A 20,556-nucleotide genomic window follows, 5' to 3' on the forward strand; every position below is an offset into this window, starting at 1 on the left:
ATTTTTTGAATAGCAAAGTTAACGGATACTAGTCCATATACTCCACCTTGTGCAGATCGAAGACAAATGAGCCGACCGTCATGTCAATTTCAAATCTCAGAGGAAACCGATTACGATCATCACTCATGATCACACGACCGGTTTTGCCTTTGTCAAAGTACTCCCCTTCAGGAAATACCAATCCAAACTCCAGTGCTCTTACCTTCCTGCTATCATACTTATGTGTCGTGCTCTCTCCGGGCAGCATTTTAAATTCATAAAGATCATTAGAAAAGAATGTTCGCACTTCAACCGTACGTGTAAACTGAGATTTATCTCTACTCCTCAACCACATATACGTACTGAGTGCGTCTCTAATAGGTACATTTCCGGTAGGAAACTTATGATGCCGCCATTCATCAATATCCTCAATATAAGCCTTGACGGATACAGAATCTGCATATGAAAAATAATCATGCCGAATGTCTATTGATCCCTTACCCTCCATATCTCTATCTGAGCGAAGTGGCTGAAGTTGATTCACCTCAATTAATGATTCCATGCAAACGCTCAGCTTGGAAAATACCTTAAACCAGCTGGCTGTTGTCACTGTAAACTGAACTTTATAATGAGGCTTTTTCTTACCATTTGGATAGTGGAATTCCGGATCGAGCCATACCACTGCCTCTCCGATATTGAACCAACCAAACTTCATGTTATAGGTCAGTTTTTCCCCGGGTTTAAAAGGATATGATTTACTTTGAGCCTCGGATTGAAGACTGGCAAAAAGCAGCGCAAGCAGCACAGCCATGCCGATCCAACGCCGTAAGATTGTAGTCAATGAAAATCGCGCTTGTTTGTCCATATGATTTTTCACGCCCGGGTGGTGTTAAGTCTCACATTGTGAGTTTGTCGAAACATCTTACAATGATAGGTCATCAGGTTAAGATCATTGCACCCAATATTAATGCCAATTTAGTGGAAGAAAAAAACGTTCATTTTTTCGGCAAAAATAGATCGGTAAACATTGGAGGGACTAAGATCGATGTGAACATTGCACTGAAGGAAGAAAAGAAGTCATTGAAGTCATTTCTAAAGACAGAATCCTTTGACATTATCCATTATCATACGATATGGAATCCTCTGCTACCATTTCAGGTACTCAGGCATTCGAAAGCGAAGCAAATAGCTACTTTTCACGATACTCCCAAAAGCCAGTTTGTAGGCGACTGGATTATGCCTACGGTAGCGCGTGGAATTTTTACATTTCTTGACCAGATAATCTCTGTTTCCAAAAGCCAGTCAGCATATATTTCAAGGTTTTCGAAGCGAAAAATACACATCATTCCCAATGGCATTGACCTGGAGGAAATCGCATCCTTGGCACCAAAAAAGAGCACAAGAAACGATGAATACTTCCAGATGTTCTTCATGGGGAGATTGGAACCACGAAAAGGGGTCATGCATGCGCTTCAGGCCTTTCACCTCCTAAAGCAACGGTATCCACAAATGAAACTGGTAATTGCCGGAGATGGTGATGGAAGAGCTGAGCTGGAAAAATTTATTTCTGATCTCAACTTGAAAGATGTGGAAATGCTGGGATTTGTCAGCGAAAAAGAAAAATATCGCTTGCTCAAAGAGTCTGACATTTACCTAGCACCTGCACTCTACGGGGAAAGCTTTGGCATAGTTCTCCTTGAATCTATGGCAGTGGGTACACCCATCGCCGGCTATGCTAATTCAGGATACAAGAATGTGATCACTGAGGAGATGAAAATTGGATTTGCTGAGCCAGGGAATCTGGAAGAGTTTGCCTCTTGTATAGAAAAGTTTATCCCCTCTTCCAAACGGCAAGAGTTATCCAAACATGGTTTGGAGGAAGTGAAAAAGTATGATTGGTCGGAAGTCTCTAAAGAGGTGAATGAGGTTTACTTGAAGTAAGCCCGTACCTTCTCCATCACGTAATCCATGTCCTCTTCGTAAAGATCACCTATCACAGCAACACGAAATGTCTTGCTTTCAGGTATCACCCCCGGATATATCGTAATCCCGTTTTCATAGAGATAATCATGAAAATGGTTGAAATCCAATCCGGGTTTATCAAGATTCAACGCCAGAAGTATCTTAGACTCCTGCTCAAGTGGTAGAAAAGGCGTAAATCCAAGCTCAGTAAACCCATCATAGAGTTTCTGCCAGTTGGCCTGGTATCTTTTCCAACGATTTTCCAATCCCTCCTCTTCGTGCTCTTTAATCGCCTCTAGAAACGCATAGCTCGTCTGTACCGGAGGAGTAAACCTCAGCTGATCTTTTTGTTGCAGATTGTCCCATTGCTTGTACACATCAAAGTAGAAGCCGGTACCATTATTTTTTAAATCCTCTGTTCGATCCTTATGAAAAATCACAAACGATAAGCCAGCCATCCCGTGGATACATTTATTGGAGCTTGAGAAAAGGTAGTCAATGTGAAGCCCTGCCAAATCAATCGGATATGCACCATACGAACTCATCGCATCGACGATGTATTTAACCTTGGTCTCTTTACAAATCTCAGCCACCTCTTCCAGTGGATCCATCATCCCTGTAGAAGTTTCGTGATGCACCATCGCCAGATGCGTATACTTACCTGATGCCAGAGCTTCTTTGATCTTTGTTGGCTCGGGATAATCACCAAACTCAAACATGGAGGTATTCTTCAACCCATAACCATCACATATCGCCTTGATTCGGATACCATACGCTCCATTCGTAATGACAAGCACATGATCATTCTTTCCAATCGCAGAAACCAGACAAGCTTCCATCGCCCCTGTGCCACTTGAACCAAATAAGGCTACCCGATGCGAGTTTTGGCCATTTCCGACTTTCAGAATTCCATCACAGATGTCATGCATCACCTGTCCAAACTCTTTTTCCCTCGGGCAAATATCCGAAACCAATTGTGCCTCTTTCACTCGCTGAGAGGTAGTAGCAGGACCTGGATTTAATAGTATTTTACGATTAAGTTCCTTTTTGTGTAGCATCGTATTAATTGCTAAGGTTTTTCATGAACGCCTCCTTGTTCTGAACAGGTGTCGTTGTTGGTCTGCCCAGATCTGCGCGAGAAGCTTCTGTGGTTCTGATTTCCAAAAGAACCGGACCCTTGGTATGCTGGAATTTCCCCCAAACTGCCGGCAGATCATCCATCTTGTCAACCAACCATGTTTGTTTGTATCCGGAAGCCTCTGCTATTTTTTGAAAGTCAATAGCAAAGCCAACGGTGGCCTGTCCACCTACAGATTCATGGCAGCCATTGTTGATCAAAATATGCTTATAGTTTGGTGCGGGTTGGTTTCCAACAATCGCACCAGCACCCATATGCATAATGGTAGCCCCATCTCCATCCAGACAATAAACCGGTCTGTTTTTCTTACTCAGTGCTATTCCTAAAGCAATCTGAGATGCATGCCCCATTCCACCAACTGTAAGGAAATCCTTACCATGGCCCATGTTATTTTTTGCTCTGATCTCAAAAACCTCACGAGATGATTTTCCGGTAGTGGAAACGATCACAGCCTCTTCTTCCATCTCTTTCAGCATCCATTCGATCACTTCCTCACGGTTAATCGTATACGGGTTCTTTACTTTAGTTTGAAGCTTATATTTTTCGAATGTATCCTTTCGAACAAGCAGTGCAAATGGTGCCTGCATCTCACCCATCACCTTCACTGCCTCTGCCAACTGACTCTCTGCTTCTGCCTCATCTCCTGACAAGATCGCATATGGAATCTCCATAGCCTGTAAAAGTTCCTCAGAAATTCGTCCTTGCTTCACGTGCTGAGGTTCATCTTTCACTCCGGGTTCTCCCCTCCACCCGATCATAAGTAACATCGGGATAGAGTACACCTCTTTATCCGCCAGAGATGTCAATGGGTTTACACAGTTTCCAAAGCCGGAATTCTGCATATAAACCAATGGAATTTTTCCGGTTGCTAAATGATGGCCCATGCCCAAAGCAATGGCTCCACCTTCATTAGCCGCTATGATGTCCGACCCTTCATCTGTCATGACCGAGCAAAAGTCTTTCAATAATGAATCGGGTACACCGGCGGAAAACTCAATGCCCTGTGAACGAATTGATTTTAGAAATTTCTGAGGGTTTAGCATTAGTTAGGAAGAATGGTCAAAATTTCTTTGATAGACATGCAAAACTCATCCGCCTCTTTTGAGCGTTTGTTTTCCAAAATGGATTCTGCAGTTCTTTTCATTGCAGGGAAGGCAGCTCGAAGTAAATGGTTTGCATAAATAACGATACTAAATCCAGCTTCTTTTAGTTCATCTTCAGTAAACTGATTGTAAGAAGAAGGCACAGAAACAACCGGCACTTTGTATTCAAACTCCTGATATCGTTTCATAAATTCCATGATCTCTGCTCCATCCTTATGACGGCTGTGAATCATGATCGCATCTGCACCTGCTTCGATGTAAGCCTTTGCTCTTTCTAGTGCGTCTTCCATTCCATGATCAGCGATCAGACTCTCCAAGCGTGCGATGATCATGAAATCTTCAGTAACCTGGGCTTTCTTACCCGTATTGATTTTTTCTGAGAATCCTTCTATCGTGTCCAACTCCTGCTTCACATCGGTTCCAAAAAGTGAATTTCTTTTCAAACCCACCTTATCTTCAATGATCACAGCGGAAACTCCTAAGCGCTCCAGGTTTTTCACCAACATGGCAAAGTGTTCTGTAACACCCCCTGTATCTCCATCCAATATGATTGGCTTGGTTGTTACATCCAGAATGTCATTGATTGTATTGAATCGAGACGTTCTATCTACGTATTCCGTATCTGGTTTTCCTTTCGCTGTAGAGTCTGTCAAAGAACTCACCCACATGGCATCAAACTCTCTTGATTCATTTCCGGCATCTACTTTTGTTTCTTCTACAATCAAGGCTGAGATTCCGTTATGAGCTTCCAGTACTCGAACAATGTCTTTTGACTCCAATAGCCTTCTTAACATTCTTCTACGAATGTCTGGAGTAGTTCCGACCTCCTTCATCGCCTGTCTCAAACCGGTTGATGAAATACCTGATGTATATTCCGGCTCTACGAGTTCACCGCCCCACTCTTCCAAAAGCTTGATCACTTTGTCCCGAATATGCTTTTGAGGACCCGTTTTCCAGTCACTCCCATGCACCACATAATCAGGTTTAACCTCACGTAGATTTTTTTCATAATCCAAATCCTCCTGAAGAATGACATTCTCAACCCCTTTCAGGTTTTCAAGGATTTTTTTTCGCTCATCATAAGATAAGAAGGGGGTCCGGCTGTATTTACTCACCGCCTTGTCCGACAGTAGCCCTACAGTTACTTCACCCAATTCTCGAGCGACTTCAATAATATTTATGTGTCCATGGTGGATGAGGTCTGTCCCCATTCCTACGTATACTTTCTTCATCTAAGTATGAAAATTTTGTAATAGGTGCACATAAATTCATTTACCCCCAAATAGAATATTTATAATTATGAATTTATGTCCGCCCATCGCGATTTAGAATATTCTATCTTCGCGCAAAAGTAATTGGAAACCGAGGGATTCCCCTCTTTATTTTCAAGAGATGACGCAAACGATTGAAACTGCCGTGATTTTAGCTGCCGGAAGGGGCACAAGACTTCAGCCATACACATTCGATATTCCAAAAGGATTTATGCAAGTGGGTGAAGAAAAACTCATTGAACGATCCATAAGAATCCTGAAGGAAAATGGCATTAAAAACATAATCATTGGCACTGGTCATTTGCATGAGCATTATGAGAAATTTGCGAAGGAACATGGGTTGACCACCTTCTTAAGTCCAGACTATGCTACAACTGGAAGTTTCCACACGTTGATTTATGGATCTGACCTGATCAAAGGAGATTTTCTCTTATTGGAATCCGACTTGCTTTATCATTCTGATGCCATAAAAAGTTTGATTGAGGCTAAGGCAAAAGACATCATACTCTGTAGTGGATTTACTCAGTCAAATGACGAAGTATATGTTGAGGTAGAGGACGGGAGATTGAAAAATCTTTCAAAGCAAAAAGGGGAGCTACGATCGGTCGATGCAGAGTTGGTAGGGGTATGGAAGATTTCAATTGACCTACTTAAAAAATTGAAAGCACACCACAAAGAGGCTGAAGATGGCTCAAAAAAAGATTACGAAATGGCTATCGCACAATTATCAGATGATCACCCTGTTGAAGTACTAAAACTAGAAGACTTAGTGTGGTGTGAAATTGATAACCAAGACCATCTGGAGCGGGCTAAGGAGAAAATTCTACCTCGGTTAGATTAAGCTTTTGGTGGATGCCACAATCCTGTTTTTTGATCTCTCCATCCTCCTATTCCTAAATAACCATACATCTGCTCCAAATAGCCAGGAGTGTTTCTAGGTACGGTCACCTCTTCACCCAGAAAGGTGTCTTCTTTTAGCGGAAAGACCAATTCCTTGAAGATGCGTTGACGCTCATTGGGCCAGTTGGCTTCAACAAAGCTTCGGATGGTATCTCCTTCGTCTTCATAGAAGAAAATGTCAAAATCATATCCTTTATACGAGAAGTAAATCTTAGGACCTTCATGGTTTGAGGAGGTGTCATAAAACCGCAGACCCTTGGGCATTTTATCTTCTAATTTTTTTACCGACTCATAGGCACTTTCCATCATGGCCACATCAATGTCTATGTCATGTGGAATTATTCCACCCGTTCGGTGATACCCCAGCAATGTTCCAAAATCCAACCAGTACGACTCTCCTGATTCTTTGAGAACGCTAATTGATTTGCGAAACATCTCTTCCAAAATCGCAAGCTTTCGCTTACGATATTGACCGGGCAAAGCGAATAAAACTACATTTGCAACGCGTTTGAAATATTGGATCAGACGAATCATGACGCAAAAGAAGGTAATTCGTGTTAACTAATTGGAATCGTTGAGCAAGACAGAGTTAAATAAGTCGATCGATTTAGTATATACCTGGGTGGATGGCAATGATCTGGAGTATCAAAAATTGGTGAATAAATATTCAGAAAAGCCATTGGATCTCAACCCCGAACGCTATCGAGATCTTTTTCAACTAATGAAATATAGTTTGCGATCCGTTGAAAAATTTGCGTCCTGGATTAACCACATCTATATATTCACATGTCGCCCTCAGAAACCGGACTGGCTCAATATTGATCACCCTAAGATATCAGTCATTCATCACGATGAAGTGTTTGAGGAGCAGGATGTGCCCACCTTCAATTACAATGTTATCGAAAGCTATATTCACAAAATCCCTGGCTTGTCTGAAGATTTCATTTACCTCAATGATGACTTCCTTTTCGGAAGTGAGGTATTCCCGGAAGATTTCTACACCAAGGATGGCAAGGTACTGATACATGGAACGCTATTTGGTGAAAATCTTAGCTGGAGAATTTACAATAAGAAAAATGACATTGTAGGATTGGGTCTTATTGAACATTCCCCGCTTCTTATCAGAAAAGAATGGTGGCAGGGCATGCAGGATGTTCGTCCGGAATTAATTGAAGAAATCAAATCTCATAAATTTCGTGAGGGAACGGATGTAATGACTTACAAGCTATATCGCTGGTATACGTTAAAGTATCAATCAGCGCACTCCAAGGCTATTAAGCTTTCGGAGCTATTGAAGATCCATGCATTCCATAAAATCACCAACAACCTGAGAAAGCAGCAGCGAGTTTTCAAATGGCTCGAAAAGAAGCAGCCAAAATTCTATTGCCTGAATGATGATCAGGGGAATGACCCCAATCTAAACGTCGTTGAAATTGTACAGAATTTTTTAGCCGGATATTACCCGGAAAAATCTGAATTTGAGAGGTGATTACCAATCAATTCTCTTTAGCAAGTCTGGCATACTAGTATCTTCGACATCATTACAGCCACGATTCTTTTCGTCAAAACCTTCCCTTCCAACTGGCCTTCCGCCGGAAACATTTTGTCGAGACAAGTATTCTTCTAATGATTTGGTGTAATAATGATTTATACGCCAGCCCATCCTATCTGTGTCAGTAATCATTTTTCCAAATTTGTACCATTTATAATGCCACCAGTGAGCACTATATGCAAAGCGATTACTGGAAAGGAAATCACCATTTCCGAGATCTTTATGATCTGAATAGTTTTCCTCTCTTTTGATATATGCTTCCAAGACAGATTTTTCAGGTTTTTTATCGTACCCGTTGTTACCAAAATTGATACGCGGAAGTTTGATTCCTTTGATCTTCTTCTCATTTACAGTTTTGAGCCAGGTGTGCAAATGGTCACTCCCATCCAGCGGAAATAAAAACTCATCCACATCAATTTTCATCAGCCATTGAAACTCTCTTCGGTAGTTTTTCGCAGCATGAGCAAACCCCATGTGGTTTTTATTTCTCTGCCACCATTTTGTAGCCCCGTCGTACTTAGTTCCATCTAAGTGGGTCCATGGATGCCTGGTCACATACCTTTTCTCTTCATAGGGCTTTAATATCTCCTTAGCCTCTTCACCTCCGTCCTGATCATACAAGTAAAAGTGGTTGACACCTACTTTTATGTGGTAATCCAGCCAATCTTTCAAGTATGGATTTTCGTTCTTAAAATTTGTTGCGAAGGTTAGAAAATGTTTCTTGGCCATTATACATTTTTTAAATCGGCGCAAAGGTATACAATGCAACTATGCTTTTTCAGCAGGAGTAATCTCGTTTAGCTCTTTTCTAAAAAGAGAAGCTTGATGCTCAAACCCAAAAGACTTTATCAGCTCTTCATTTGATAAAAGATCTGTCTTTCCGGCATTATAGAAGCCTTCAAACATTCTTGAAATTTTATTGGGCTCGTCTGTGTTCGCCCACTTGCCCGATTTCGTTGTTTCTATTAGTTGATTCAATTCCTCATTGTCAGAAACAGCCAAAATTGGCTTTCTTGCATAGATGTAGTCATAAAATTTTGCGGAAATCATCCACCTGAAATCATGAATCGCACTAAGCAACAGCACATCCCATGACCTTAACAATGAAACGGTCTCATTCAGATTTACCTCTCTTTCAACAGTTACATAATTATGTACTTGATATTCGGTGACTTGATCCCAAAAATCTGAATATACATTCCCTCTAACATCAATTCGAACTTGATCAGGGCTTAATCCATTTTGTTTGACGAACTCAGAAAAGCCTTTTAATAAATACTGGGAGGGCACAAACTTTCTAAACCCTCCGTAATAACCAAAAATGAAGGGTTTTTGAGTTGAATTTTCTGCTTGATCACCTATTAAAAGATTCTCGTTGAACGCGTTACGAATAAACGTAAACTTTCCCTGAAGCGATTCAGGATAGGCATTCGTGTAAGCCTGGCAAGCAGTTTCCGTGTTAAGAACTACTTTAGTTGCGGAGGTGAAGAATTTCCGTTCATACCACCGAATAATTTTTGCGGTTAATTTAGGTCTCAAATCCATCTTTTTTTCGAAGACGGTCCAAGGATCTCTTAAATCGGCTACCCAGGGAATATTATACTTTCTACTGAGTTTGTCAGCAACCAAAAAACCAGACCATGGATCAGCATTAACCCAAATCGCATCTGGCCTATATTTCTCGATTAGCTTTTTTCCATTTCTAACACCTGCTCCAACATCCCACAAATACTGATCAAAAGGTGTGAGTGAACCTTTTTGACTGCTCTTCTTTTTTGCAACTTTCGGATTGGATACCGGTTTGGCAAGTGTGACTTTTGAGGTCTTCTTTTTACTACCTGAGAAAAATTGGATAATAGGTCGCAAGGCACCAACAAAACTATAATTTGTGATCACCCCTTCTGGTACTTGATGCAACAGGCTTGGATCATTGTTATCATTCAATGGTTTACTTGTTAATACGATAACCTCCCAATTCTCTTTCCCATGTACACCCTGAACAAAATTAATTGCTCGCTTTGTACCGATTGCTCTGTGTGGTGGAAAGTAGGGTGAAATTAAAAGAACCTTCTTAGTCAAAATTGTTTCGGTTTCCCGCAAAGAAAGTCATTTATCGAAAGACTTTGAATTCTCTATTATTTACACATTTAAACTATTTCTCCTTGGGATCAAGACTGAGCATTTAATCGCAAATTAACTAGCTTCGCGGTTCTATTATGGTTGTAATAAGAATACTGATTAAATCATCGCTCCCACTTTTTATTTTGGCAGCATGTTCCAGTGTGTTCTCTGGGTTCACCTCTACAATGGTCATACGAAGCATTCATCAGGCGGTGGAAGCTGATCCATTTGATTTACAATCTTTTCTTTTGGAATTTGGCATATACTGGGTTTTATATGGAGGGTTTTCCATCCTTGCCTCTTACGCTGTTTCAAAACTTATGGAAAAGATTATACATCGCCTGAGAATTGAGATGTCAAATAAAATCATTCAGGCTCCATATGAGGAAATTGAACGGAATCAATCGAGGCTAGTGCCTATTCTAACTGGTGATATCGACAAGGTCGCAACACAAATTCGAACATTACCGGCTGTTACCACCGGGCTTGCTACTGTAATTGGAATACTTGGCTACATGGTTTGGTATTCCCCAATTCTTTCCATTTCAACCATCATTATATTTTCCTCAATTGTCATTATTAGCAAAGTAGCCCTACCACTCATTAGCAAGTTTGCTTATGGTGCGAGAAGTAACCTAAATTATTTATTTGATCACTTTGAGGGACTTATTTTTGGTATTAAAGAGTTAGCTCTGAATAAAAATTTCTCTAAGTCATTCGTTGAAGATCATATCGAGCCTACAAGCAAAAAACAAATGCGCTTCTATTTAAAGGAGAGTATCGTAGCTGCCATTTTTAACCGATCCACCGACTTGGTATTGCTTATGGGAATGGGTGCACTAATTGTTATTATTTACCAAACAGAGTTTGTTACTTTAGAATTTTTCGGAAAGTACCTCACACTTGTGTTGTTTACGTTGGCCCCACTTTCTTCCGCAACTGCTTTTTTGAGAAATCTAAAAAATATCGAGGTATCATTTAAACATATTGAACAAGTTGGAATTACTCTTGAACCATCTTTTCAATATGATGAAGAAATCAAGAGTGACTCCTGGAGTTCCTCTTATCCTCTTGTGGAGCTTAAGAAGGTTGAGCATACCTATTATCATGCTGACGAAGATGAACACTTCAAGCTTGGCCCCATTGATCTGGAAATCAAAAAAGGTGAGTCAATTTTTATCGTCGGGGGAAATGGCAGTGGAAAAACCACATTGGCAAAAATTATGCTTGGGCTATATAAGAATAAAGCCGGGAAAATTGAATACAGAGGTGTTGAAGTAACCAATAAGAACCTTTCATTCTACAGAAGTAGGTTTTCTGCGGTCTTTACTGACTCCTACGTCTTTAAAGAATTGGATCATATCGATCATACACTCCTTGATGAAAAGGGACAGGAACTTATCGATATGCTAGAGCTAACCAAAAAGGTTAAAATTAAGGACAAGGGGTTTTCAACCAAAAGTCTATCAGATGGGCAGAAAAAAAGGTTATCTCTTATTAGTTCAATTTTAGAAGATAAAGAAGTTTACTTGTTTGATGAGTGGGCGGCAAACCAGGACCCTTATTTCAAAGAAATTTTCTACAGTAAAATCATTCCTTTTCTAAAGGAAAAAGGCAAAACGCTGATCGTTATTACACATGATGACAGATATTTTCATCTGGCTGACACGCTTTTGAGACTGAGAGATGGAAAACTTTTATCTCACGGGTAAAATGCATTATCCTCATTGAGTCATATGCTTTACTTTTAGTACTAAATATCCAATCATCCATGCAGAAACTATACAGACTTTTCCAACTCTATTATCGCCTAACTTTTGATCCGGATTCCTATTTTTTACATTACGGTTTTCTAAAGTCTATTAAAACAGATCGACCTTTCGATAAGAAGGGCAACCCACTCCCTTGGATGAACTATGCCATACTGGATTTTTTTGAAGAAAAGCTCAATAAGAATCTGTCACTTTTCGAGTATGGATTAGGATTTTCAACACTCTATTTTTCAGAACGATTAAAATCTGTCAAATCCGTAGAGCATGACAAAACATGGTTTAGTGACATTCAAAATAGCTTGGCTGGAAAAGACAATGTGAGTATTCAGTTGGTAGAGTTAGACAATGGATATGAAAAAGCTATCAATACCATGAAAGACAAATATGATATTATCCTCATAGATGGACGAAAACGAGTAGAATGTGCTAAAAATGCCTTTAATCAACTTAGCACAAACGGTGTATTAATCCTTGATGATAGTCAAAGGGATCGTTACAGAGAAGTGTTTTCTTTTTATGAAGAAAAAGGATTTAGAAAACTCACCTTTACGGGACTCAAACCGAGTGGATTTCGACGGTACGCCTCAACCATTTTTTATCGAGCAGGAAATAATTGCCTTGACATTTGATCCTACAAGGGGCGAACAAAAGAGAACCCAAAATAGATGTTGCTTTTACTATTTCCCTCAATAAAATAACGGTTTTGCCGACTTGCATAATTAACTTCAAATCCTAATCTTCCGGCATCTGATAGCTTCTCATATTGCAATCCCCAAGACCATTCATAGTCTCTTAATTCCTTCCTTGAAAAATTCTCATAAAAAAAATCGTCATCAAACCGAATGCGTTGCATTGTAGCCCCTAACATGCTCTTGTCAAAGTAAATCTTTGCATCAAACCAGTCGCTGTTCGACCCTGGTCCAATACCTGCTCCTAGCAACTGGCCTCTATGGGTGTACCCATTTTTTACAACTCCATGAGTGTAATAACGATAATAAAACCGGTTGATTGAGTTTTTAGGCTGGCCCAGGGTAGTGTGCTCGTAGTTCAATTTTACATCTGCCCCTTTCAATTCAAGGAGTTTGATGAATCCCAAAGTAATACCTCTCCCATGCTCTGGTTCAAGTCTTAGCACATTCCCTCCAAAGTCACTTTTTGCAAATTCCATATAGGCCTCAAATCCCACTTCCGGATACGACCAACGCATGGTAAAAGAGCCTGTTTGATCCAAATCATCATTTCCAAAAACCCTATCCTCAGGAGGGTTGAATCTGGCAATTGCAACCAAATAGTCTGAGGCGCTAAAATCTTGCCATCGCTTGTAAAATATTCTATTAGCTCCAAAATACAGCCCCTTAATCCATTTAGGACTGTAACCAACAGATAGGGCAGCAAAATACTGATTGGGATTGTCAGAAACTGGGTTATTGTAACTCGATTCTGTCATTCTACCCCAATACATTTTTGCTTCGATTTTACCAATCAGCGTCTTAACCGGCCTATCAGTTCCCAAATCTATATGAGGCATCATACCTCCCGAATTACCCAATAGAATAGGATTTCTTTGCGCCGGGCCAAAAACAACATTTTGTGTAGCAATACCAATTGTAAACCAATTAAAAACAACCCGAACCTCCGACTGCCCTGGATGAAAACCCACAAAACTATCATTCCCGTAACGTTGTACATAGTCAGCAAAGCCTCTTACCTGGAATTGGTAATTAAAAGGATTAACATCACTATTAAGGTTTTCTGCCAGCTGAAAACTTTTGTTCTGACTCCAATAAACAATAGGCATGAAAGTATATCTCAAGTGACCATTACGACCCGTGAATCCCGCTTGGGCCTGCATTGTCAGCCCTCTCCCCTGCCAGACTGCTCCATCGTTGTAACTCCTTGAGTATCCGGAATTAAATGAGGCCTTTGTACGTAATGGCAACATCTGAAAAGCTTCTCCATTTTTAGAGCTAATCAAATAGTCTTGCCATGGATTCCACTCTAAACTGTCATTTTCATAGCTATGGACAATCGAGGGATGTATGTTAATTCTTTCCTGGATTTGTGGATTTTTTAATTCTAAGATTTTATAGTAATCAAGCAACATATCATTTGGGTCAAGTACTTGAGCACTACTCCCAAACCCGGACATAACAAAAAATACACATAGAGAGATTATACCTTTATTTCTTCTTATTGTCATCAAAACCAAGCATTATTAACTTCTAAATCAGATCATTAAAAGGGCCAAAAGTACTATTAAATACAGGTTTACCTGTAAAGAACACAACTAATAAAGATAAAAAGCCAACATGTTAGCTTTGAAACTTTCAAGCTTTCTAACTTTACGAAATGAATTGAGCAAGAAAGATTATCACAAGCCAAATGAAATACCTCACTTTCCTTTCTTTAGCATTCCTCGTGGTTGCCTGCGGCAATTCCACCGGCAATGACAATAATAACAAAGACATTCTGGGCTTGGAAACCTCAAAAGTGGCAGAGACAGATATAACCGGATCAAGCGTGCTATTTAGTAGAATCAACAACAAGGCAAAAGTATTTGTGGATGATTCCTTAATCTATGAGAGCAAGACCATACTTAGTGGATACGATGTGGATGAGAAAGTTAATCTTGACCCCTTTGTTTCAAATGGTGCAGAAGTAATTAGAATAGAGCTATTCAATGGTGTGGAACCCTACGATGATCAAATAGACCAAAAGTGGGAGATAATGTATGACCTTATTCTTGAAGGAGAGGTTGTGGACTTTGTCAATGAGTCAATTTACGAAAACAAAATTGGCAGGACATATGAAGCATCCTACAAAATCGAAGAATGGGTTTTCGACTCAAAAAAATAAAACCAATGCTCGGCATAGACATAGTTGATATCAAAGACCCTTCGTTTAAAGAACGAAACAGTCGAACCCTCGACTTAATCAAAAACACAGCAGATGTCACCATTGAGCATCCACACATTTTCTGGATTCTTTGGTCGGCAAAGGAGGCGATATTCAAATGCAAGCGCGAGCCACTTAATTTCGCGCCAACCAAAATTCCTGTTATCGTATCACAAGACAATGGCACAATATCATTCGAATCGGAAGGTATAAAAGGTAAAATCGAAATTACAGACGAATACATCCTGGCCGTGTGCGGTGATTTGGAAAAAATCGCATATGAAACGTTTGATAAATCACATGAAGACTGGAGTGAAGGTATCCGCTTCATGGTCATTGAGTTTTTTCGTGAGAAAGGGCTGGATTATCACATCGGGTCTGACGACCTGAATCTCCCAATCATTGAACCTGAAAAAAAAGAAATATCCATTTCCCATCACGGCCGTTATGGTGCTGTAGCATTCCCTAAAAGTCTGCTTTAGTCAATATTCCAATATTATTTTTGTACGCATGCGTAAAAAGTATTTCATCGCCATTTTCCTCGTGGTTTTCACCATGATGCTGTCTTCATTCGCCTTTTATACTTATCAGATCTTGTACACGCCAAATGTGCTGATTGAGAAGGAGGATCAGTATTTTGCTATTCCGAAAGGTACTACCTTCAAGCAGCTTCAAAATAAGCTTGCTGAAGAACGAATCGTCAATGATCTGGTATCGTTCAGCTTTTTAGCAAAGCTTAAGGATCTGGATACCAACGTAAAGAATGGTATGTACCTAATCAAAGGTGACATGACCAACATCGAGTTGATTAACTTACTTAGGTCCGGCTCTCAAACCCCAATCCAGCTGACATTTTCGAATGCCCGCTTGCTAAAGCAACTTCCTAAAATACTTACGCAAAGCCTGGAAATAGATTCTGCTGATTTAGCACCCTTGCTTTTGGCAGATACAACTCCTGCACACTATGGGTTCACAAAAGAAACCTTCATCAGCATGTTTATCCCGAATACCTATGAGGTATACTGGACCACTACTCCAAAGGGCCTGCTGGATCGTATGAAAGCCGAGTACAATCGTTTCTGGACGGAGGAGCGTGAAAAAAAGGCCGGAGATCTTGGCATGACAAAAGCGGAGGTAGCCACACTTGCTTCCATCGTTCAGGGTGAAACAAACAAGATGGACGAAGCAGCTACCATTGCCGGTGTTTACATCAACAGACTAAAACGTGGCATTCCACTGCAGGCAGACCCAACACTGGTGTTCGCCATAGGTGACTTCAGTATCCGTCGAATTTTGAACAAGGACAAAGAATTTGATTCGCCCTATAATACATACAAAAACAGAGGGCTTCCCCCAGGTCCTATCAACTTGCCGAGCATCCCTGCCTTAAATGCGGTTTTGAATTTCGAAGACCATAATTACCTATATTTCTGTGCCAAAGCTGACTTTTCGGGCTATCATGTGTTTGCGAAAACTTTGACTGAGCACAATGTGAATGCACGTAAATTTCAACGGGCACTGAACCAGGAACGAATCTACCGATAATGTACACGCACGAAACCCAAATAAGAGTACGATACGCCGACACAGATAAGATGGGCTTTGCCTATTATGGTAACTATCCAAAGTATTACGAAATCGCACGGGTAGAAGGGTTTCGGGCACTAGGGTTTCCATATAAAGAGATGGAAAGAGGTGGTGTAGGCATGCCGGTACTGACCATGAGCATCAAATACCACGGGCCCGCCAAATACGATGACCTGTTGACAGTCAAAGTGATTATTCCTGAGATGCCCCGGGCTCGTATGAAATTTCTTTATGAAATAAAAAACGAAGAAGGCAAGCTGATCAATACCGGAGAAACCATCCTGGCATTTATGAATATGGAGACCGGAAGGCCGGTAAAAATGCCGGAACGAATGAAAGAATCAATTTCTCCTTTTTTTGAGAAATAGGAATTACCATAATCCCATCTCCTTTAGCCTTTTGATTTTTTCCCTTTTTCTGGCCTCAAATTTGGCACTCATTGCTTCCCATGTTGATTTAAACTCCGGGTTATCATTTACAGATTCAAAAAGCGGATCATCATCAAACATCAATAGAATCCAGTACATATAGTCTTCCGTTTCTGAAAACGTTTTTAATGAAGACAATGCCTTTTCTGTGTTACTGTCATAGAGATGTAAGAAAGTGTAGTGAAGAGGCTGATAGATACTTTCATCTGACTGTGTAAATTTTTCAAAAGTATTTCGTAAAGAATCCGCCTGTTCGGACTTACCAGATTCCCTAAAAACAAATGCCATAGTAATATCCTCTGCTGGAAATATATTATACCCATACTTGGATTTCTCACTAAGAAAACGACTGTAATATCGAGTAGATGCTTCATAATTCTTTTGCACATAGAAGAGCTTTGCAAGCTCCTTTAAAACATCCAACCGGGTTGTGTCCTTATTCCATACATTTAGCATGCGTGATCGTGCAGTTTCCAAATCTAGCCCTCTTGCCAAATCAATATAGATGACTAAATAGTTAGAGAACACATTATCAGGATTATAATCAAGCGATATTTCAATGTGCTCCTTTGCTTTATCCATCATTCCGGATTGACTAAAGGCATTAGCCAGAATTAGATGCGTATAGCTCATATCGGAGGAATCTGTATTGCTTAGATCCAGCTGCAGTGCCGACAATGAATGGATTAAATATTTTTCTGTGTCCAGCAGATAAAGATTATATATTTCAGAAAGAAAATTATGCGTCCAGGCTGAATTCGGATTGAACTTCAACACTTTTTTGAAATACTCCTTCGCCTCCTCATACCTTGAAACCTGCATATAGTACAATCCTTTCGCTATTAGCGCCTCCGGCAACTCAGCATTTAGCAAAAGTGCTTTGTCAGCATATGTCTCTAATTTGTCCAGATTCACCTTTTCGGACTTCATGAAGTCCTTGTAGTAATAGCAAATTGCAGAATAGGCATAGGGATTGGCAAAGTCTTCATCTAGTTGGATGGCTTGCGAATAATACTTTAGAGCTGAATCGAGCCCTGCCTCAGTCTCGTCATTCATGAATTCCATTCCCTTTAGGTAAACATCATAAGCGTCCATGTTTTCCGTAGGAATTGCCTCGATCCGATCCAGTTCCTCGGGGCTGATAATCGCTTCTATGCTTTCAGCTATTCTTTGAGAAACACTAGCCTGAATAGCAAACACATTAGAAATGTCCCTTTTATATTGTTCTGACCAAAGGTGTCTATCCTCCTTCGCTGAGATTAACTGCACGGTCAGCAAGATTTCATTATTCAGCTTTTGGCCACTCCCTTCTACAATGTAGCTGACGCCAAGCTCCTGTGCGATCTCAGGTGCGGTCATTTGAAGATTCCTGTACTTTTCTACTGAGGTTCGACTAATCACCTTGAGGTCTTCAATTTTTTGGAGGTGATTCAGGATGGACTCCATCATGCCATTGACAAAATACAAATTGGAAGAATCGCTGCTCTCATTTTTAAATGGAAGCACCGCAATGGATTTATCATTGAATTCCACTGTTTGACTATTCTTTTCAAGAAAAAAGAAAATAGCCATGAGTGTTAACAAAGCAATACCAATTCCCACTATCACCCAATTCCACTTTGACGTACTCTGAGTTATCCCATTTCCATCTTCCACTGCAATCGATCCACTTCTTTGCTCGCCTGGTGAATATCCATACTTTTCTTTGAAGCACTTGATGAAATAGGAAGGACTGCCAAAACCAGTTTCAAACGCAATTTCCGCAACGGTGCTTTGTGTCTCACTCAGTTTGACCTTCGCATGTTCCAGTCGTATGTCTTTGATGAATTGATTAACAGATAGTGAAGTGTGTTTCTTAATTGTCCGAAGCAGAGTTGACTTGCTAATAGTCATCTCCTCAGCCAGCTCTGTCACCCCAAAGTTTTCATCAGCCAAATGTTTTTCAACAATCCGGGTCAGTTTTTCTATGATTTCATCTTTTGAGGACATGTTTTAGCTCAGCCTAATCTTCTTTTTTGAAGTGCCTTCAAAACTACATTTAAAACCCAAGATGAATCAATATTACCATACTTGACGCATAATTATTATGGGTGACTTAAAAGTGATAGGTATTGAAACATTCCTGATATATGTCCCTGCAGCCCCCTTCAGAGCTTTGTAACATCATTTCAAAAACAAAATCACGATGAAAACTTTATCAACATTTATGATCCTTTTCATACTAGGTATGAGCTGGTCATGCAATTCACAAACAGAATCTTCAAAGTCTACTAAAGTGGAAAAACCAAGAACGACCATTCAGGAAGCAGCTTTTTTCGGCAACCTTAAGGAGGTTAAAAAACATATCTCCAGCAAATCGAATTTAAACGAAAAAGATGCCTACGGATCAACTCCACTTCACATTGCCATTACATTCAATAAAACAGATGTAGCTCTGGCATTGATTGAAGCTAATGTGGATCTGACATTGACTTCAGCTGACGGCTCTACCCCCCTTCACTCTGCGGCATTTTTCGGAAGAACGGAAGTAGCTAAAGCACTAATCGAAAAGGGAGTAGATATCAATGCAAAAAACAGTTATGGCTCCACGGCCCTTGAGATTGTCTCTGGCCCGTTTGAGCAAATGAAACCAATCTACGATCAGTTGAGCAAAGACTTGGGCCCAATGGGCTTTTCTCTGAATTACGATAAGCTTCAGGAAGCTAGAAAAGAGATAGCTACAATTCTGAAGACTAAAACCAATCAAAACTGAAATGCAAACCAGAAGGTATGATATCGATTGGTTGAGAGTGATTGCCATAGGATTTCTCCTCATTTATCATGTGGCAATCCCTTTTCAGCCCTGGGGAGTATTCATTGGGTTCATCCAAAGTCCTGAATCTATTGAGTCCTTATGGGTGCCCATGTCTCTTTTAAGTATATGGCGTATTCCGCTGTTGTTTTTTGTGTCAGGCATGGGTGTTTACTTTTCTATGCGAAAGCGAAATTGGAAAAAGCTACTAACTGAACGTACACAGCGAATCCTTCTCCCTTTCATTATCGGAACCATATTGATTGTCCCGCTTCAGGTCTTTCTCTGGCAGGTATATTATCATCAGGATCTCAAACCTCAATTTCACCCGGCTCACCTGTGGTTTCTAGGGAATATTTTTAGCTATGTGATTCTACTTGTCCCTCTTCTATTTTACATGAAAAAGAAGCAAGATACATTAAGAATCAAGTTAGCTAAACTAGTAGATCACCCTGTGAAATTGCTGCTGTGGACCATCCCATTCATTGGACAATCTTTACTAATTGACCCGGAACACTACACTATGTATGCACTAACCTTCCATGGGTATGTGCTTGGCTTCCTCGCCTTCTTTCTTGGCTATTTATTTGTATATACTGGAGATGTTTTCTGGCACACGGTTAACAAATGGAAATGGAGCTTCCTATTTTTAGGATTTGTCCTATACTTCGTACGGCTTCTCTACTTCGATATGGAAAGTCCTGTGTTCCTGATGTCAATTGAGACATTGATATGGATTTATGCCCTCCTGGGATTAGGATTCAAGTATCTCAATTTTTCCAATTCATATTTGAGTTACCTGAGCGAAGTTGCTTACCCTGTTTATATCCTTCACTGGATCTTCATACATCTGGGAAGTTTGTTGCTTTTTCCCATGGAACTGGCACCTATGTTGAAGTTTATTGGATTGGTGATTTTCACTTTTGGTGGCTCGCTTATCACCTACCATGTTCTTATTCGAAGGGTGTTTTTGCTGCGTCCATTGTTCGGACTTAAGAATTCTTCAAAAGGCCGACGCATCAGTTTGACAGTTTGATGGAAAATGCTACTTTTGCGA

At 40.3% G+C, this 20,556-nt stretch carries 20 protein-coding genes; 11 read left to right on the plus strand and 9 right to left on the minus strand.

The features are described 5' to 3' along the window. Positions 1-28 precede the first annotated feature (28 nt). Positions 29-820, minus strand: a complete 792-nt coding sequence (locus tag ACOQON_RS14795; protein WP_420576195.1) for a DUF3108 domain-containing protein — start codon at positions 818-820, stop codon at positions 29-31. Here ACOQON_RS14795 and ACOQON_RS14800 point away from each other — a divergent pair. Continuing rightward, positions 820-1,920, plus strand: a complete 1,101-nt coding sequence (locus ACOQON_RS14800; protein WP_420576196.1) for a glycosyltransferase family 4 protein — start codon at positions 820-822, stop codon at positions 1,918-1,920. The two genes, ACOQON_RS14795 and ACOQON_RS14800, sit on opposite strands and share 1 nt — an antisense overlap. On the opposite strand, the gene ACOQON_RS14805 is transcribed toward ACOQON_RS14800, so the two are convergent. The 3 genes from ACOQON_RS14805 to aepX are packed head-to-tail and all read right to left on the minus strand — an operon-like array spanning position 1,908 to position 5,414. Further along, complete coding sequence (locus ACOQON_RS14805) at positions 1,908-2,999, minus strand: 2-aminoethylphosphonate aminotransferase (RefSeq protein WP_420576197.1); 1,092 nt, start codon at positions 2,997-2,999, stop codon at positions 1,908-1,910. The two genes, ACOQON_RS14800 and ACOQON_RS14805, sit on opposite strands and share 13 nt — an antisense overlap. 4 nt (positions 3,000-3,003) lie before the next feature. Then, positions 3,004-4,122, minus strand: a complete 1,119-nt coding sequence (aepY, locus tag ACOQON_RS14810) for a phosphonopyruvate decarboxylase (RefSeq protein ID WP_420576198.1) — start codon at positions 4,120-4,122, stop codon at positions 3,004-3,006. Continuing rightward, on the minus strand, positions 4,122-5,414 hold the full coding sequence (aepX, locus tag ACOQON_RS14815; protein WP_420576199.1) for a phosphoenolpyruvate mutase: 1,293 nt from the start codon (positions 5,412-5,414) through the stop codon (positions 4,122-4,124). The genes aepY and aepX overlap by 1 nt, the downstream gene beginning before the upstream one ends. 160 nt (positions 5,415-5,574) lie before the next feature. Between aepX and ACOQON_RS14820 the strand changes: the two genes are divergently transcribed. Continuing rightward, the gene (locus ACOQON_RS14820; RefSeq protein WP_420576200.1) at positions 5,575-6,294 is read left to right on the plus strand and encodes an NTP transferase domain-containing protein; all 720 of its coding nucleotides are present in this window, start codon (positions 5,575-5,577) and stop codon (positions 6,292-6,294) included. On the opposite strand, the gene ACOQON_RS14825 is transcribed toward ACOQON_RS14820, so the two are convergent. Continuing rightward, positions 6,291-6,887 (minus strand): LicD family protein, encoded by a 597-nt coding sequence (locus ACOQON_RS14825; protein ID WP_420576201.1) that lies wholly within the window; start codon positions 6,885-6,887, stop codon positions 6,291-6,293. The two genes, ACOQON_RS14820 and ACOQON_RS14825, sit on opposite strands and share 4 nt — an antisense overlap. 40 nt (positions 6,888-6,927) lie before the next feature. Here ACOQON_RS14825 and ACOQON_RS14830 point away from each other — a divergent pair, with 40 nt between their 5' ends. Further along, entirely contained in the window at positions 6,928-7,842 is a 915-nt protein-coding gene (locus ACOQON_RS14830; protein WP_420576202.1) for a Stealth CR1 domain-containing protein, read from the plus strand. On the opposite strand, the gene ACOQON_RS14835 is transcribed toward ACOQON_RS14830, so the two are convergent. Further along, positions 7,843-8,634, minus strand: coding sequence for a glycosyltransferase family 92 protein (locus ACOQON_RS14835; RefSeq protein ID WP_420576203.1), 792 nt, complete (start codon positions 8,632-8,634; stop codon positions 7,843-7,845). 39 nt (positions 8,635-8,673) lie between these two features. Beyond that, positions 8,674-9,984: a hypothetical protein gene (locus ACOQON_RS14840; protein WP_420576204.1), complete on the minus strand. Its 1,311-nt coding sequence runs from the start codon at positions 9,982-9,984 to the stop codon at positions 8,674-8,676. A 137-nt stretch (positions 9,985-10,121) separates the two neighbouring features. Between ACOQON_RS14840 and ACOQON_RS14845 the strand changes: the two genes are divergently transcribed. Together ACOQON_RS14845 and ACOQON_RS14850 are read left to right on the plus strand one after the other, a co-directional pair. Next, a complete protein-coding gene (locus ACOQON_RS14845) occupies positions 10,122-11,738 on the plus strand; it encodes a cyclic peptide export ABC transporter (protein ID WP_420576205.1) in 1,617 nt (538 codons plus the stop codon). A 59-nt stretch (positions 11,739-11,797) separates the two neighbouring features. Continuing rightward, positions 11,798-12,427, plus strand: a complete 630-nt coding sequence (locus ACOQON_RS14850) for an FkbM family methyltransferase (RefSeq protein ID WP_420576206.1) — start codon at positions 11,798-11,800, stop codon at positions 12,425-12,427. Positions 12,428-12,429: 2 nt separating this feature from the next. On the opposite strand, the gene ACOQON_RS14855 is transcribed toward ACOQON_RS14850, so the two are convergent. Then, positions 12,430-13,998, minus strand: coding sequence for a capsule assembly Wzi family protein (locus tag ACOQON_RS14855; protein WP_420576207.1), 1,569 nt, complete (start codon positions 13,996-13,998; stop codon positions 12,430-12,432). A gap of 182 nt (positions 13,999-14,180) precedes the next feature. On the opposite strand from ACOQON_RS14855, the gene ACOQON_RS14860 reads away from it, so the two are divergent. From ACOQON_RS14860 to ACOQON_RS14875, 4 genes are read left to right on the plus strand one after another with little or no spacing between them, the layout of a single operon-like run. Beyond that, positions 14,181-14,654: a hypothetical protein gene (locus tag ACOQON_RS14860; protein WP_420576208.1), complete on the plus strand. Its 474-nt coding sequence runs from the start codon at positions 14,181-14,183 to the stop codon at positions 14,652-14,654. Between the two features lie 5 nt (positions 14,655-14,659). Then, positions 14,660-15,175, plus strand: coding sequence for a 4'-phosphopantetheinyl transferase family protein (locus tag ACOQON_RS14865; protein ID WP_420576209.1), 516 nt, complete (start codon positions 14,660-14,662; stop codon positions 15,173-15,175). 28 nt (positions 15,176-15,203) lie between these two features. Then, the gene (mltG, locus tag ACOQON_RS14870; protein WP_420576210.1) at positions 15,204-16,238 is read left to right on the plus strand and encodes an endolytic transglycosylase MltG; all 1,035 of its coding nucleotides are present in this window, start codon (positions 15,204-15,206) and stop codon (positions 16,236-16,238) included. Continuing rightward, a complete protein-coding gene (locus ACOQON_RS14875; RefSeq protein ID WP_420576211.1) occupies positions 16,238-16,648 on the plus strand; it encodes an acyl-CoA thioesterase in 411 nt (136 codons plus the stop codon). The genes mltG and ACOQON_RS14875 overlap by 1 nt, the downstream gene beginning before the upstream one ends. 3 nt (positions 16,649-16,651) lie before the next feature. Here ACOQON_RS14875 and ACOQON_RS14880 read toward each other — a convergent pair whose 3' ends face one another. Further along, positions 16,652-18,697: a helix-turn-helix domain-containing protein gene (locus ACOQON_RS14880; RefSeq protein WP_420576212.1), complete on the minus strand. Its 2,046-nt coding sequence runs from the start codon at positions 18,695-18,697 to the stop codon at positions 16,652-16,654. Positions 18,698-18,893: 196 nt separating this feature from the next. On the opposite strand from ACOQON_RS14880, the gene ACOQON_RS14885 reads away from it, so the two are divergent. Both ACOQON_RS14885 and ACOQON_RS14890 read left to right on the plus strand, forming a co-directional pair. Beyond that, positions 18,894-19,460, plus strand: a complete 567-nt coding sequence (locus ACOQON_RS14885; RefSeq protein WP_420576213.1) for an ankyrin repeat domain-containing protein — start codon at positions 18,894-18,896, stop codon at positions 19,458-19,460. Between the two features lies 1 nt (position 19,461). Continuing rightward, complete coding sequence (locus ACOQON_RS14890; RefSeq protein ID WP_420576214.1) at positions 19,462-20,535, plus strand: acyltransferase family protein; 1,074 nt, start codon at positions 19,462-19,464, stop codon at positions 20,533-20,535. Positions 20,536-20,556 lie beyond the last annotated feature (21 nt).

Origin of the sequence: Ekhidna sp., assembly GCF_965221965.1 — a bacterium.
Classification (GTDB): Bacteria; Bacteroidota; Bacteroidia; order Cytophagales; family Cyclobacteriaceae; genus Ekhidna.

Excerpts from the sequence above, each read along its gene's own strand:
- ACOQON_RS14800 (WP_420576196.1), top strand. The coding sequence starts at position 820 with ATGAAAATCGCGCTTGTTTGTCCATATGATTTTTCACGCCCGGGTGGT.
- ACOQON_RS14805 (WP_420576197.1), bottom strand. The coding sequence starts at position 2,999 with ATGCTACACAAAAAGGAACTTAATCGTAAAATACTATTAAATCCAGGT.
- aepY (WP_420576198.1), bottom strand. The coding sequence starts at position 4,122 with ATGCTAAACCCTCAGAAATTTCTAAAATCAATTCGTTCACAGGGCATT.
- aepX (WP_420576199.1), bottom strand. The coding sequence starts at position 5,414 with ATGAAGAAAGTATACGTAGGAATGGGGACAGACCTCATCCACCATGGA.
- ACOQON_RS14820 (WP_420576200.1), top strand. The coding sequence starts at position 5,575 with ATGACGCAAACGATTGAAACTGCCGTGATTTTAGCTGCCGGAAGGGGC.
- ACOQON_RS14825 (WP_420576201.1), bottom strand. The coding sequence starts at position 6,887 with ATGATTCGTCTGATCCAATATTTCAAACGCGTTGCAAATGTAGTTTTA.
- ACOQON_RS14835 (WP_420576203.1), bottom strand. The coding sequence starts at position 8,634 with ATGGCCAAGAAACATTTTCTAACCTTCGCAACAAATTTTAAGAACGAA.
- ACOQON_RS14845 (WP_420576205.1), top strand. The coding sequence starts at position 10,122 with ATGGTTGTAATAAGAATACTGATTAAATCATCGCTCCCACTTTTTATT.
- ACOQON_RS14850 (WP_420576206.1), top strand. The coding sequence starts at position 11,798 with ATGCAGAAACTATACAGACTTTTCCAACTCTATTATCGCCTAACTTTT.
- ACOQON_RS14855 (WP_420576207.1), bottom strand. The coding sequence starts at position 13,998 with ATGACAATAAGAAGAAATAAAGGTATAATCTCTCTATGTGTATTTTTT.
- ACOQON_RS14860 (WP_420576208.1), top strand. The coding sequence starts at position 14,181 with ATGAAATACCTCACTTTCCTTTCTTTAGCATTCCTCGTGGTTGCCTGC.
- ACOQON_RS14865 (WP_420576209.1), top strand. The coding sequence starts at position 14,660 with ATGCTCGGCATAGACATAGTTGATATCAAAGACCCTTCGTTTAAAGAA.
- mltG (WP_420576210.1), top strand. The coding sequence starts at position 15,204 with ATGCGTAAAAAGTATTTCATCGCCATTTTCCTCGTGGTTTTCACCATG.
- ACOQON_RS14875 (WP_420576211.1), top strand. The coding sequence starts at position 16,238 with ATGTACACGCACGAAACCCAAATAAGAGTACGATACGCCGACACAGAT.
- ACOQON_RS14880 (WP_420576212.1), bottom strand. The coding sequence starts at position 18,697 with ATGTCCTCAAAAGATGAAATCATAGAAAAACTGACCCGGATTGTTGAA.
- ACOQON_RS14885 (WP_420576213.1), top strand. The coding sequence starts at position 18,894 with ATGAAAACTTTATCAACATTTATGATCCTTTTCATACTAGGTATGAGC.
- ACOQON_RS14890 (WP_420576214.1), top strand. The coding sequence starts at position 19,462 with ATGCAAACCAGAAGGTATGATATCGATTGGTTGAGAGTGATTGCCATA.